The 14,444-nt window shown below is 53.3% G+C and carries 13 protein-coding genes; 12 read left to right on the forward strand and 1 reads right to left on the reverse strand.

Annotation, left to right across the window (positions count from 1 at the left end):
* Positions 1-11: 11 nt before the first annotated feature.
* The 3 genes from rlmD to mazG all read left to right on the forward strand — a co-directional run bounded on the left by rlmD (position 12) and on the right by mazG (position 4,576).
* Positions 12-1,379, forward strand: a complete 1,368-nt coding sequence (gene rlmD / locus ACFQ0F_RS00270) for a 23S rRNA (uracil(1939)-C(5))-methyltransferase RlmD (RefSeq protein WP_379067804.1) — start codon at positions 12-14, stop codon at positions 1,377-1,379.
* A 66-nt stretch (positions 1,380-1,445) separates the two neighbouring features.
* Positions 1,446-3,734 (forward strand): GTP diphosphokinase, encoded by a 2,289-nt coding sequence (gene relA / locus ACFQ0F_RS00275; RefSeq protein WP_340675198.1) that lies wholly within the window; start codon positions 1,446-1,448, stop codon positions 3,732-3,734.
* On the forward strand, positions 3,731-4,576 hold the full coding sequence (gene mazG / locus ACFQ0F_RS00280; RefSeq protein WP_379067807.1) for a nucleoside triphosphate pyrophosphohydrolase: 846 nt from the start codon (positions 3,731-3,733) through the stop codon (positions 4,574-4,576). Before relA ends, mazG begins: the two co-directional genes overlap by 4 nt.
* A 77-nt stretch (positions 4,577-4,653) precedes the next feature.
* On the opposite strand, the gene ACFQ0F_RS00285 is transcribed toward mazG, so the two are convergent.
* Positions 4,654-5,253, reverse strand: a complete 600-nt coding sequence (locus ACFQ0F_RS00285; RefSeq protein ID WP_340675200.1) for a porin — start codon at positions 5,251-5,253, stop codon at positions 4,654-4,656.
* Positions 5,254-5,577: 324 nt separating this feature from the next.
* Here ACFQ0F_RS00285 and ACFQ0F_RS00290 point away from each other — a divergent pair, with 324 nt between their 5' ends.
* The 9 genes from ACFQ0F_RS00290 (at position 5,578) to surE (ending at position 14,413) form a co-directional block, all read left to right on the forward strand.
* Positions 5,578-6,777 (forward strand): OprO/OprP family phosphate-selective porin, encoded by a 1,200-nt coding sequence (locus ACFQ0F_RS00290; protein WP_379067810.1) that lies wholly within the window; start codon positions 5,578-5,580, stop codon positions 6,775-6,777.
* Between the two features lie 203 nt (positions 6,778-6,980).
* Positions 6,981-8,615, forward strand: a complete 1,635-nt coding sequence (locus ACFQ0F_RS00295; protein WP_340675305.1) for a CTP synthase — start codon at positions 6,981-6,983, stop codon at positions 8,613-8,615.
* A gap of 102 nt (positions 8,616-8,717) precedes the next feature.
* Positions 8,718-9,563, forward strand: coding sequence for a 3-deoxy-8-phosphooctulonate synthase (gene kdsA / locus ACFQ0F_RS00300; protein ID WP_379067813.1), 846 nt, complete (start codon positions 8,718-8,720; stop codon positions 9,561-9,563).
* Positions 9,564-9,615: 52 nt separating this feature from the next.
* A complete protein-coding gene (gene eno, locus ACFQ0F_RS00305; protein WP_379067816.1) occupies positions 9,616-10,911 on the forward strand; it encodes a phosphopyruvate hydratase in 1,296 nt (431 codons plus the stop codon).
* 3 nt (positions 10,912-10,914) lie between these two features.
* Entirely contained in the window at positions 10,915-11,313 is a 399-nt protein-coding gene (gene ftsB / locus ACFQ0F_RS00310; protein ID WP_379067819.1) for a cell division protein FtsB, read from the forward strand.
* Complete coding sequence (ispD, locus tag ACFQ0F_RS00315; protein WP_379067822.1) at positions 11,310-12,026, forward strand: 2-C-methyl-D-erythritol 4-phosphate cytidylyltransferase; 717 nt, start codon at positions 11,310-11,312, stop codon at positions 12,024-12,026. The genes ftsB and ispD overlap by 4 nt, the downstream gene beginning before the upstream one ends.
* The gene (gene ispF / locus ACFQ0F_RS00320) at positions 12,023-12,520 is read left to right on the forward strand and encodes a 2-C-methyl-D-erythritol 2,4-cyclodiphosphate synthase (RefSeq protein ID WP_340675310.1); all 498 of its coding nucleotides are present in this window, start codon (positions 12,023-12,025) and stop codon (positions 12,518-12,520) included. The genes ispD and ispF overlap by 4 nt, the downstream gene beginning before the upstream one ends.
* A complete protein-coding gene (gene truD / locus ACFQ0F_RS00325) occupies positions 12,517-13,671 on the forward strand; it encodes a tRNA pseudouridine(13) synthase TruD (RefSeq protein ID WP_379067825.1) in 1,155 nt (384 codons plus the stop codon). Before ispF ends, truD begins: the two co-directional genes overlap by 4 nt.
* Entirely contained in the window at positions 13,652-14,413 is a 762-nt protein-coding gene (surE, locus tag ACFQ0F_RS00330) for a 5'/3'-nucleotidase SurE (protein ID WP_340675312.1), read from the forward strand. The genes truD and surE overlap by 20 nt, the downstream gene beginning before the upstream one ends.
* The last annotated feature ends 31 nt before the right edge of the window (positions 14,414-14,444 follow it).

The following is a 14,444-nucleotide window of genomic DNA, read 5'->3' on the forward strand; positions in this document are numbered from 1 at the left end:
TAGAGTCTGTTATGTCGCGTAAACACAATAAATTGAACGCCATGGAGCCAATGGCGCTAACCGTGACCAAGCTTGGTCACGATGGCCGTGGTATTGCGCATCGCGAAGATGGCAAATTGATATTTGTCGATGGCGCTTTGCCGGGCGAGCAGGTGGTGGTGAAGCTCACCAATCTGCATAAAAAATACGATGAAGGCCGAGTCATTGAAGTTATCACCGCTTCTAGCGATCGCGTTGACGCTCCGTGTGCGCACTTTGGTGTCTGTGGTGGTTGTTCGCTACAACATATGTCGCGCGAAGCGCAGCTGACATTGAAGCACTCAGTATTGGCTGAGCACCTCCAGCACTTTGGTGGCATCGTCCCGCAAGAATGGCTGCCGCCGTTAGTTAGCGACAATATTTCCTATCGCCGTAAGGCTCGTATGGGCGTGCGCTATGTCATCAAAAAAGAGAAGTTGCTGGTCGGTTTCCGTGAGCGCCAAGCCAGCTTTCTCGCTGAGCTTGATTCCTGCGTGGTCATGGATCCTCGCCTAGGCTTGAGCATCACTGCTTTCCGTGAGCTGATAGGCGGCTTAGAGGCGCGTGATCATATCCCGCAAATCGAAGTGGCCGCCGGCGATGAGCTTGATGGTGTAGCGCCAGTGGCTTTGGTGTTTCGACATATGAATGAGCTGAGCAAAAGCGACCGTCAAGCGCTCATCGACTTCTGTGCTGAGCGCGGCTGGCAGTGCTATTTGCAGCCAGGCAATTACGACACTGTGCATAAGGTGTGGCCTGAAGATGGCCCCGATCGTCTGGCCTATGAGCTGCCGTTTCAAACGCCCAATGGCACCGATTTGCGTCTAGCCTTTCACCCAAATGACTTTACTCAGGTTAATGCCGAGATAAACCAGCGCATGCTGCCGTTGGCATTGGACTTGCTAGATATTCAGCCAGAAGATCGCGTCTTGGATCTGTTTTGTGGTCTTGGCAACTTCACCTTGCCATTGGCGACAAAGGCTCGGGAAGTCGTTGGAGTCGAGGGTTCGCAGGCGATGGTCTTGCGTGGCCAAGAAAATGCCACAGCCAATGGCTTAAATAATGTGTCGTTTTATATGCATGACCTGACGAAAGAAATTGCCAGCCAGCCATGGGCGACACTGGGCTTTGACCGGGTTTTGATTGATCCGCCGCGTAGTGGTGCGCTGGAAGTTTTGCCACATATTGTGAGCTTGAAGCCCAAGCGCATCGTCTATGTGTCATGTAATCCTGCCACGCTAGCGCGTGATGCCGGCGAGTTGGCCAAGGCCGGCTACGTGCTGTTGAAGGCAGGTATCATGGATATGTTTACGCATACCACGCATGTGGAGTCGATTGCGGTATTTGAAAAGCGGCGCTAGGCGCCCCATAACAGTGCTAGTAAGCACTGTTATGGCAACGCAAATAAGCAAAAAGAGAGCGCTCCGATGGTAAAAGTACGCGCTGACTACCCGACCTTAGCCGACGGCTCAGTAGACTTTGAGACCTGGCTAGACCGGGTCGAGGATCACGTTGAGCTGCATGATCGTGCAGAACTTTTGCGTGCCTGCCTCCGCGCTGAGCAGCTCGATCGTGATGCTGTTGCGCGTCATAATATTTGGTCATCGCGTACCTCAAGCTTCCTCACTGGCCTAGACATGGCTGATATTTTGTCTGAGCTCAATCTCGATCAAGAGTCGTTGATGGCGGCGGTGCTTTATCGTGCCGTTCGCGAAGGCAAAATTGAGCTGGCTCAGGTAGATAAAGAGTTCGGTCCTGATATTGCCGGCCTGATCGAGGGCGTACTACGCATGGCGGCCATTAGCCGTCTGATTAACCCCGATCTGCATAATAAAAACAGTGATGAGCATCAGCTCGATAACGTCCGCAAAATGCTTATCGCAATGATCGATGATGTCCGCGTGCCGCTAATTAAGCTCGCTGAACGCACTTTTGCTATCCGTGAGTTGAAAGATGCTAGCGACGAGCGTAAGCGCCGTGTCGCCCGTGAGATCTTCGACATTTATGCGCCATTAGCGCACCGGCTCGGCATCGGTCATGTGAAATGGGAGCTTGAAGATCTCTCATTTCGCTATCTTGAGCCTGAGGCCTATAAGCAAATTGCCAATCTGCTTGATGAGAAGCGCCTCGACCGCGATGGTTATATTGCACAGGTTATTGAAACCGTGCGCGTGCAGCTCGAGCGTATGGGCATGGGACCGATTGAGGTCACTGGTCGAGCCAAGCATATTTATTCGATTTGGCGAAAAATGCAGCGTAAAGGTCTCGGCTTTCATGAGCTTTTTGATGTCCGCGCGATTCGTATTTTGCTGCCCGATGTGCGCGATTGCTATGCCGCACTAGGCGTCGTGCACTCGCTGTGGAAACATATTCCGAAAGAGTTCGACGACTATATTGCGACACCAAAAGAGAACGGCTACCGCTCTCTGCACACGGCAGTCATTGGCCCGTCCGGCAAGCCTATCGAGGTGCAAATTCGTACTTTTGATATGCATGAAGAGGCTGAACTCGGCGTTTGTGCACATTGGACTTATAAAGAAGGTAAGGCCTCTCGCTCCGACGCGCGCTACGAAAATAAGATCGCTTGGTTGCGCCAAGTTCTTGAGTGGCAAGATGATATTGGTGACCAGCGTATAGAAGAGCTGGCTGAGCAAATTAACCTTGCCATCCATGACGAACGTATTTATGTGTTTACTCGCGATGGCCAAGTCATCGATCTGCAAGCTGGCTCAACACCTTTAGATTTCGCTTACCACATCCATACTGAAGTGGGTCATGGCTGCCGTGGCGCCAAGGTTAATGGGCGTATTGTGCCGCTGACTTACAAGCTAAAAACCGGTGAGCAGGTCGACATCATGACGCATCGCGGTGGTCATCCTAGTCGTGATTGGATGAATCCATCGCAAGGGTTTTTGGCGGCTAGCCGCTCGATAGCTAAAGTGCGCACTTGGTTTAAGCAGCAGGCGCGCGAAGGCAATGTAGCAGAAGGTCGCGGCCTGCTTGAGCGCGAGCTGTCGCGCCTAGGTATCGCACTACCGAAAGGCACGCTAGATCGCTTATCCCCGCGCTTTAATATGCGAACAGGCGAGGATGTGCTTGCAGCTCTAGGGGCTGGCGATTTGCCATTGGCGCGGATTACGCATGCCTTGAGTGGTGAGCAATCGGCTGCGCAACAAGAGCTGGCATTGCCGGAGATTGCACTACGTGCTCCACGTAGCGATCAAAACGGTGCTGGCATCATGATCGAAGGTGTGGGCAACTTACTCAGCCATGTCGCCGGATGCTGTAAGCCGGTGCCAGGCGAGTCGATTGTTGGCTTTATTACACAGGGGCGCGGCGTCAGCATTCATGCCCGTGGCTGTGCTGATTACGAACGCATGGCACAAGAGGATCCAGCGCGCACGCTTGATGTGCAATGGCAGCTCAATGAGCAAGCTTCGTATCCAGTGGATATTATGGTGCGAGCATGGGATCGCACAGGCTTATTGCGTGATGTCACGGCAGTATTGGCCAATGAGCAAGTCAATGTTACTGGTGTACAAACCCAGTCTGATAAGCACGATGCTACGGCAACTTTGCGTCTGACTATGGAAGTGTCGAGTTTAGATAAGTTGTCGCGTGTACTCACGCGCATTGAGCAGCTGGCCATGGTGATTGAGGCGCGACGGCTGACCGAGCATCGCCTGCCGTCGGATTCTGCTGGAGAGACTCAATGAGCGCTACTTCAGTGCATTCGGAGCAGGCATTGCGCCAGCTTTTAGCCATCATGGCTCGTCTGCGAGACCCTGAGCAGGGTTGTGCTTGGGACTTAGCGCAAGATGCACAAACGTTGGCGCCATATACCATCGAAGAGGCTTATGAGGTTGTCGATGCTATTGCCAGCGGCGATAGCGCCGCGCAATGCGAGGAACTTGGCGACTTACTATTGCAAATTGTTTTCCAAGCGCAAGTTGCTAGCGAGCAGGGCGGCTTCAATTTTGCTGATGTCGCCGAGGCGATTAGCGCGAAGTTAATTCGCCGTCATCCGCATATCTTTCGTGATGACCGCCTCGATTTGCCGCGTATTGATCTGACGGCTGAGCAGGTGAGTGCGCAATGGGATGAGATTAAGGCGGTCGAGAAAGCGCTGAAGGCGGTGCAAGGCAAGTCCATTGAGCCTGTGGCGTTTCTCGACAAAGTTGGGGCCGGCCATAGTCCATTACGCCGAGCTGAAAAGCTGCAAGCGCGCGCAGGTGAGGTGGGCTATGACTGGCGAGATCCGCGTCCGGTTTTGGCCAAGTTGCGCGAAGAGATCGATGAGTTTGAGCAGGCCTTGGAGCAGGGCTTAGGCCAAGAGGCATTGCAAGATGAGCTGGGTGATATTTTGTTTTGCACGACTAATCTCGCGCGCCAAGTGAGTGTCGATAGTGAGCAAGCATTGCTCGGTGGTATCGCTAAGTTCCGTCGTCGCTTTGGCTATATTGAGCGCGAGCTATTGGCGCTAGATGAGTCTCTTCAAGAGTCGACGATAGAGGCTATGGAAGTGCTTTGGCAGGCGTCTAAGCGAGAAGGTTTGTAGGCTGAGGCTCTCTTAGGGCGTGAGTTGCGGGCAAAAAAAGAGAGAGGTGTTTAGCCTCTCTCAATGCTCCGCACGTCTTACTTAAATGTGTAGCGTGCACCGACACGAAGTGTGTCTAGATCTACGTCGGCTGATGGTCCTGATGCAGTAGTTTCAAGTTGAGCCATTCGGTACTCAATGAAGCCTGCTACCTCAGGTGTAAAGGCATAGCTTGCACCGACCTCGTATTCCACGCCATCTAGATCATCAACATCGGTATAGCCGATTCGGGCATATGCGCTTAAGTTTTCGACTGGAGAAATACTGGCGTGAACGTTCGCAGAGTAGCCGCGCAATGAAGTGCCAGGGCCACCACCATTTATATCAAGAGTAACTGTTTCTAAACCCCCGCCAACGCTAAAGCCATTCATGCCACGGTCATAGCTTAAGCCAATACGGGTTTCTTTTAAGTTGCCATTTGCGGTGTCTAGGTCAGCATCTTGGTGAAGAGCGGTTAGGCTTACGCCATGGCCAAGCTCGGCTAAGCCGCGGAAGCCGTAACCATTACCGTCATCGCTGCCTCCTCCTTGAATATCCAAATCTTGATCTACATAGAACACATCCACAGAGCCGCCAGCGAAGGCGCTGAGTGGTGCGGCAACTAGAGCAACTGCCAGAGCAATTTTTTGTAATTTCATGAGGTAACCTCTTATTCTTAATTGAATGCATGCATTGCGAGTACAGCCAAGGCCGTACGTAATGAGTAAAATCTAGATACATAAGACATACAATGCCTGCGCTAAATTGGTGCGACCAGCGGTGGTAAATTGCGACTGAATGGTCATGAAATATTCATATCCAGTGTCAACCGATCGGATTGTCACGAAACCGTCACAAAAACTTCGATGAAATGTCATATTTAAAAGCCATAGTCGCGGCAACCCAAAAGCGGGCACCTAAATAGGTCCCTGGGTTGGCTGCCAAGTGGCCTAATCCCCTAAGCTGATATGCAGAGGTAAATAATGAAACATGCAATCAAGATGACCGCGCTGGCTGTATTTGCCGCCTCCTTTGGCGCGACCGCCCTGGCCGCTGATAAAGCTTCAAGCACCGGTGGCTTTCAAATTAAATCGGAAGATGGCAACTTCGAAGCCAAAATTGGTGGCCGCATTCATTTCGATGCTAACTACTACACCGATGAAGATGACATTAATGTCGGCACACAAAATAGCGGCAATGACTTCTTCTTCCGCCGCGCACGTTTAACCTTGGAAGGCCGTGCATACGACTTCAAATACAAATTTGAAAACGACTTTGCCTCTTCAGGTGCTGGAGTTTCAAATAATAACGAAGGCCTACGTGAAATGTGGATTGGCCGTGAAGTGCTTGGTGGTGCCAACCTGCGCTTAGGCCAGGCTAAGCCATACCGCGGCATGGAAGAGTTAACAAGCTCCAATGAGCTGACCTTCATGGAGCGTCCATTTGCGACAGCTACAGGCATTTATGGTGAGCAGTTTGTTCTGGGTGCTTTCTTAGATGGCCATGGCGAAGGTTATGGTTGGGGCGTGTCGGCATACTCGCCACGTTCAGCGTCTGATGCCAATAAGGGCGGTAATGGCGCCAACGCTCGTGGCTTCATCGTACCGATTCGCTCGAATGGCAATCTCGTACACATTGGCTTAAGCGCTTCGATTGATAAGTACGGCATTGGTAACGAGAAAAACCCCAATGTTCGCGTTGTTGGTCGTGAAAATGGCTTGAAAAGCGGTAACTTACTAGCGGCTAAGTATGATGAGCAGACCACAATTGCTGCTGAATTGGCTGCACGTTTTGGCGCCATGACATTGCAAGGTGAGTATGCAATGGCAGCCTTCAAAGACACCATTACTGCTGTGCCTAATCCCGATCAAGACGTGAATACCTATTACGTGCAAGCTAGCTACATGCTAACTGATCACGTTAAGCCATATGACTTCAAAAAAGGTGTGTTTAAGTCACCTAAAGTGGATGGTGAAGAAGGTGCGTTGGAGCTAAAAGCACGCTTTGACACGATTGAAAATAAAGACATCAGCGGTAACGAAGCGTCTTATTACACAGTCGGTTTGAACTACTACGCAACACCAAATACACGTTTTATGCTTGAGTACGTGGATGGTGAAACAGAAGTAGGCACAGACAAGAGTGCATCTGCTGTTACTGCCCGCGCACAGTTCAACTTCTAAGTTGTCCTAAACGCAGCAAAAAAAGGCCCTTCGGGGCCTTTTTTCATGGTCAAGCAAAAAACTCAAGGACTTAGGCCGTGTCGACTGCGTGATAAGCCAGCGCAGCCCCTCCCCGCAATGAGGCGTGCGTGATAACATCCTCTCCCGTCTTAGCACTGACTTTTTTCAGTGCACCAATGCTCACGCGATAGCCTGGAATGTTCATGACCAAATTTATATTCGTCACCGGCGGGGTGGTGTCTTCCTTAGGTAAGGGCATTTCAGCTGCCTCCTTAGCGGCTATCTTGGAAGCGCGCGGTTTCGCCGTAACCATGATCAAGATGGACCCCTATATCAACGTTGACCCCGGCACCATGAGTCCGTTTCAGCACGGTGAGGTGTTTGTCACCAGCGATGGCGCTGAAACTGATCTCGACTTGGGCTATTACGAGCGTTTTCTGCGCCGTGGTCGCATGACCAAGAAAAATAACTTTACCTCTGGCCGCGTCTATCTTGACGTACTCACCAAAGAGCGCCGTGGCGACTATTTGGGCGGCACAGTACAAGTCATTCCGCATATTACCGACGCGATTAAACAGCGTGTGCGTGATGGCGCGCGCGGTCATGACATCGCTATTGTTGAAATTGGTGGCACCGCCGGCGACATCGAATCGCAACCATTTATGGAAGCGGTGCGGCAAATGCGCATTGAGCTGGGTTATCAGGGCTCGTTGTTGATGCACCTGACTTTGGTGCCTTATATCGCCTCGGCTGGTGAGCTGAAAACCAAGCCAACACAGCATTCGGTAAAAGAGCTGCGCTCCATCGGTCTGCAGCCAGACATCCTCATTTGTCGTTCAGAGCATGACGTACCGGATGAGTCGCGCCGCAAAATTTCGCTGTTCACTAACGTCGAAGAGCGCGCAGTCATCATCGCTAAAGACGCGAAATCGATTTACCAAATTCCGCGCCGTTTTAACGAGCAAGGCCTCGATGATTTTGTCGTTGAGCGTCTAGGCCTAACCGCACCAGCAGCCGATTTGAGCGACTGGGATGCTGTGGTTGACGGCCTGATGAATCCTGAGCGTGAAGTGTGTGTGGCCATGGTCGGAAAATACGTTGAGCTTATTGATGCCTATAAGTCGATCAATGAAGCGCTGCTGCATGCCGGCATTAAAAATCATGCAAAAGTAAAAATTCGCTACATCGATGCCGAAGCGATTGAGCAGCAAGGTTTGAGCTTACTCGATGGCGTTGATGCGATTTTGGTACCCGGCGGCTTTGGCGATCGCGGCACCGAAGGCAAGATTGCTACCGTTCGTCATGCCCGCGAAAACGCGATTCCCTACCTCGGTATTTGCTTAGGTATGCAAGTCGCGGTCATCGAGTACGCGCGCAATAAAGCCGGCCTTGACGATGCAAACTCCAGTGAGCTCAAGCCCGGCTGTGCGCACCCGGTCATCGGTCTAATTACTGAGTGGCAAACCGAGTCGGGTGCCATTGAGCGCCGCGATGCCAATTCAGACCTCGGCGGCACCATGCGCTTGGGCGCACAGCAGTGCCATTTAGTGCCTGGCACCTTGGCGCACAGCGTGTATGGCGCCGATGAAATTACTGAGCGCCATCGCCACCGTTATGAAGTCAACAATACCTATGTGCCGCAGCTCGAAGCTGCTGGCTTGCGTATTTCGGGCTATAGCGCCGATAAGTCCTTGGTTGAGATGGTCGAAATTCCTGATCACCCATGGTTTGTTGCCTGCCAGTTCCACCCTGAGTTCACCAGTTCGCCGCGTGATGGCCACCCGCTATTCAGCGGATTTATTGCTGCCGCGCTGCTACACGCCGACTCACGCGGTTAAGCTTCTGAGTTGCCGGCATTGAGCACCGCGAGCGTAATGAGTAATGCGCCGCGGGCTTAACAAATAAAGCGCCGCGAGCGCACATAAAAAGAGGACTGAGCGATGACCGAGAAAACGATTTCCTTAGGCGCTATCGAGATGGCCAACAGCAAGCCATTCGTGCTGTTTGGCGGCATGAATGTGTTGGAGTCGCGCGATATGGCGATGCAGATCTGTGAGCACTACGTCACGGTCACCGAGAAGCTGGGCATCCCGTATGTGTTCAAGGCCTCGTTCGATAAGGCCAATCGTTCTAGCGTGAGCTCGTATCGTGGCCCAGGCTTGGAAGAGGGTCTGCGCATTTTTGAAGAGATTAAAAAAACCTTCAACGTGCCCATCATTACCGATGTGCATGAGCCAGCGCAGTGCGCACCAGTAGCTGAAGTGGTCGACATCATTCAGCTGCCAGCATTCTTGTCGCGGCAGACTGACTTGGTTGTGGCCATGGCGAACACTAAAGCTCTGATTAATATCAAAAAGGCGCAGTTCTTAGCGCCGAAAGAAATGGGCCATATCCTCGCCAAATTTGAAGAGGCCGGTAATGATCAGCTCATTCTATGCGAGCGCGGCTCCAGCTTTGGTTACAACAACTTAGTCGTCGATATGCTCGGCTTTGGCATCATGAAGCAGTTTGACTACCCCGTGTTTTTCGATGTCACGCACGCCTTGCAAATGCCCGGCGGCCTGTCGAATGCCGCTGGTGGTCGTCGTGCGCAAGTCACTGAGTTGGCACTAGCAGGCATGAGCCAAAAGCTCGCCGGCCTATTTTTAGAAGCACATCCAGACCCTGAAAAAGCCAAATGCGACGGCCCTTGCGCCTTGCGCTTGTCACAGCTGGAACCATTCTTGGCGCAAGTGAAAGCCATCGATGATTTGGTAAAAAGCTTCCCCGTTCTCGACACTCATTAATTCATAAGGCTTGCCGTTAGTGGCAAGCCCAATAGCCCTTGGAGAGCCAAAAATGGCGATTATTGTAGATATTCGCGGTCGCGAAATTATGGACTCGCGCGGCAACCCCACCGTTGAAGCCGACGTCATTTTAGACAATGGCATGATGGGTCGCGCCACCGCGCCTAGTGGCGCTTCCACCGGTTCGCGCGAGGCCCTAGAGCTGCGCGATGGCGACAAGTCGCGCTACCTCGGCAAAGGCGTACTCAATGCTGTGGCCAATATTAACGGCCCCATCCGCGAGCTGCTGGTTGGCAAAAGTGTGTTTGATCAAACAGATTTAGATCACGCCATGATCGCGCTAGATGGCACTGAGACTAAGTCATCGCTAGGCGCTAATGCGATTTTGGCTGTGTCATTAGGCATTGCTAAAGCTGCTGCGCAAGCCAAAGGCCAGCCGCTTTATGCCTATATTGCTAGCCTGCGTAAAAACACCCAGTTCACCATGCCAGTACCGATGATGAACATCATCAATGGCGGCGAGCACGCTGATAATACTGTTGATATTCAAGAGTTCATGGTTGAGCCAGTCGGCTTCACTAGCTTTGCTGAAGCGCTGCGTTGCGGCGCTGAAATTTTCCATGCCTTGAAAGGTGTGTTGAAAAAACGCGGCTTAAACACGGCTGTGGGCGATGAGGGCGGCTTTGCGCCAAACTTAAGCAGTAACGAAGAAGCGCTGAAGGTTATTGTTGAAGCCATCGGCATTGCCGGCTACAAAGCGGGCGAGAACGTCATGCTGGCACTCGATTGCGCCGCTTCTGAGTTCTATCACGATGGCAAATACGTGCTCGAAGGCGAGGGCAATAAGTCCTTCACTTCAGCTGAGTTTGTTGACTATCTCGCGGGTCTTTGCGATCGCTACCCCATCATTTCGATTGAAGATGGTTTGGACGAATCGGATTGGGCAGGTTGGAAAATTCTCACCGATAAGCTCGGCCACCGTGTGCAACTAGTCGGCGATGACTTGTTTGTCACCAATCCCGCCATCCTGCAAAAAGGCATCGACCAAGGCGTGGGCAACTCGATTCTGATCAAGTTCAACCAAATTGGCACATTGACTGAAACTTTGGACGCGATTTATTTGGCCAAAGCCAATGGCTATAGCACGGTAATTTCGCATCGCTCGGGAGAAACTGAAGATGCCACTATCGCGGACTTAGCGGTGGCAACAGCCGCAGGTCAGATCAAAACTGGTTCGCTATGCCGCTCCGATCGCGTTGCGAAATACAACCAGCTGCTGCGTATTGAGCAAGAGCTCGACTACAGCGCGCCGTATCGCGGCAAGGCCGAGTTCAAGGGCTTAGCGTAAGTCATGACAGCTGCTCCCAGCCTGAGTCGAACCTTGCTATGGCTGGCGGCGGCTATCTTTGTGGTGCTGCAGCTGAGTCTGTGGTTCGGCGAAGGTGGCGTTCGCGATGTGCATCGGCTTAAAGGCGCGGTTGCGCTGCAGCAGGCAGAAAATCTCCGCCTGCGTCAGCGCAACGATGTTTTAGAGGCTGAGGTCAATGATCTAAAAACAGGCCATGCTGCAATTGAAGAGCGCGCACGGTTAGATCTTGGCATGATCAAAGACGATGAAACTTTTTATCTGGTGACGGGTAAAGCCTTGTCGGGTTCTGCAACCGCGCGAATGCCCGCGACACCAGCGGTGGTGCATGCGCCTAAAGATAGCGCTTCAGAGTCTGCGGCGGAGCCTGAGCGCCAACCATGAGTGCATATTTTGCAGTCGTCCCTGCTGCCGGAATAGGCACTCGTTTTGGCGGCAACCAAGCTAAGCAATACGCCATCCTTGATGGCCAGCCTGTGATTGCACACAGTCTTCAGCGCTTGCTAGATCTCGATGAAATCTCCCATATTGCATTAGTGCTGGCGGCTCATGATGAGCAGGCTGCGCTAGTTTCGGCTGTGCAGAATGCACGAGTTAGTCGCGTTGCTGGTGGTGCCGAGCGCATGGACTCGGTGCTGGCGGGCTTGCTGTCGCTGACGCAGGCGCGCGATGACGACTGGGTACTGGTTCATGATGTTGCTCGGCCTTTGCTACGGCCGAATGATGTGCGCGAGTTGATTAACGCCTGTGCGCAGGATGATGTCGGTGGCCTATTGGCCCATGATGTGCGCGATACCATGAAGCAGAGTAGGGCTAATTCAGTGGGTCTTCGCGTTGAGGCGACTGTGCCGCGTGCTGGTCTGATGCATGCACTTACGCCGCAGCTATTTCGCTACGGCTTATTGCGTGATGCGTTATTGGCCGCACGCGCCGATGGTGTGGTGGTCACCGATGAGTCTGCCGCCATTGAGCGCCTCGGCCATCGCCCACGCCTAGTGTTGGGCGCGCGCGACAATATAAAAATCACCTACGCCGACGACCTTGCTCTCGCGGCGTTTTATTTATCGGCGCAACGCGCGCAAGGAATCTGCTCATGACCAGCTCTGCTGCTTTGCGTCCACGCATCGGCCACGGCATCGATGTGCATCGCTTTGGCGAAGGCGATTCGGTCACGCTCGCCGGTATTCGCATCGCCCACACGCATGGCTTGATGGCCCATTCCGATGGTGACGTAGCTTTGCACGCCTTATCGGATGCGCTACTTGGTGCGCTAGCCTTAGGCGATATCGGCAAGCATTTTCCCGATACAGACGCCGCTTTCGCTGGTGCCGACAGCCGTGAGCTATTACGCAAAGTCTTGGTGCTCATTCATGCCCGTGGCTATGTCGTGGGTAACGCCGACCTCACCATCATGGCCGAGCAACCGCGTCTGCGACCACATATTGATGCCATGCGCGCTGTCGTTGCGGAAGACCTTCAGGTCGCGCTCGATACCGTGAGTGTGAAGGCGACGACCACAGAGCAACTTGGTTTTGTCGGTCGCCGCGAAGGCATTGAGGCGCATGCCGTGGTGATGTTGTGGCCGATATGAGTGAGTTGCCTGCTTCAAGCGAAACATGCACAAGTCACACGCCAGCGCTGCGCGGGGATTGCCCTTCTCCGTGGGGCGAGCCATTAGCTCGTGCGCAATTAAAAGCCACGCCTGATGATTTTCAGGTAGTGGAAGTTATGGGCTTTGAGCCCAGCGGCGAGGGTGAGCATCTGTGGTTATGGGTGGAGAAGTGCGGTCTCAATACCGATGCCGTTGCCGCTGATATTGCTCAGCGCCTTGGGCTCTCACGCCAAGCTCTGAGCTATTCCGGTATGAAAGATCGCCATGCGCGAACACAGCAATGGTTTAGCGTGCATTGGCCTGCTGGTGCGGGCACGGCAAACGCCGGCGTTTGGTCATTGGGCGATGAATGGCTGCCGCAAGATAGTTCAAACGCGCAATATCGTGTGCTCAAGCAGGCACGCAGCAATCGTAAATTACGCCGTGGCGCTCATGCCGCCAACCAATTTGTCATCACGCTGCGTCAGTTAAGTTTTATCGGCGCAGCCACACGCGAGCTGCTAGATGAGCGACTCGCCACCATCGCAGTGCACGGCGTGCCGAACTATATTGGCGACCAGCGTTTTGGCCATGGCGGCCGCAATATCGACCAAGGCTTGAGGCTGCTCGCTGAGCGCCGCGCTGGCCAACGCCGCCGCCGTGACCAGCGCGAAAGCATTTGGTTATCGGCTCTGCGCTCGGCGCTATTTAATCGCGTTTTGGCCGCGCGAGTGAGCAATCAAAGCTGGGCGTCATATCTCGTTGGCGATGTTTTACAGCTCGATGGTCGCGGCAGTTTTTTTCAACCTACTAATGACGACGCCAGTTGGCCCGAGCGCCTAAGTGCCGGCCTGATTCATCCCACCGGCCCGATGCCTGGTGCCGGTGAAGCGGCGGTGCATGACGCCGTGGCCGCGCTCGAAGCGCAGACGCTAGCGCCATGGCAACAAATTATCGATGACCTTGCCGCAATTGGCCTGCCTAATCAGCGCCGATCCCTGCGCTTGTGCGCCCCTGATTTATCGGCGCAATGGCTAGCTGATGATAGCTTACGCCTGAGCTTTAGCCTGCCCTGCGGTGCGTTCGCCACGGCGCTATTGGCATCGAGTATTGATTTAGAGGAGAGCCCGCATGCGCTTTTTGCTGAGTAATGACGACGGCGTATTAGCGCCTGGCCTACAAGCAATGGCCGATGCTTTAGCTAATTTAGGCGAGGTCACGGTAGTTGCTCCTGATAGTGAGCGCAGTGCTTTTTCTAGTGCGCTGACGCTGGATCGGCCGCTACGCCCGCAGCGCTTAGCCAATGGTTTCATTTCGCTCAATGGCACGCCGGCAGACTGTATTCATGTTGCGCTTAATGGCCTGCTCGATTTCGAGCCAGACTTGATTGTTTCAGGTATCAATGCCGGCCCAAACCTTGGCGATGATGTGCTTTATTCAGGCACGGTTGCGGCGGCATTGGAGGGGCGATTCTTAGGCCATCCAGCCATGGCCGTGTCGTTGGCGAAGCCGAAAATGGATATTCGCGGCATTGATGATTATCGCGCCGCCGCCGCTTACGCTGCACAGCTCATTAGCAAATGGCAGGATATTGGATTGCCACCGCGCTCTTTGCTCAACATTAATGTGCCGGGTGGCGAGCCCAGTGAACACAAAGGCTTTGCTGTGACCCGCCTAGGTCATCGCGCGCGTAGTCAAGATGTGCTGAAGCTGCAAGACCCTCGCGGCAACACCGTATATTGGATAGGCGCCTTGGGTGATCCGCTCGATAATGCGCCTGGCACTGACTTTTATGCGGTCTCAGAAGGCTGCATTAGTGTGACGCCACTCGATCCTGATATGACGCATCGTGGTGCCATGAGCACACTGTCGGCATGGATTAAACAATTCTGATGACTGAATTGTTCTGCCGCCCTGCGTGCTG

Source organism: Paraperlucidibaca wandonensis, from assembly GCF_042677145.1.
Lineage (GTDB): Bacteria > Pseudomonadota > Gammaproteobacteria > Pseudomonadales > Moraxellaceae > Perlucidibaca > Perlucidibaca wandonensis.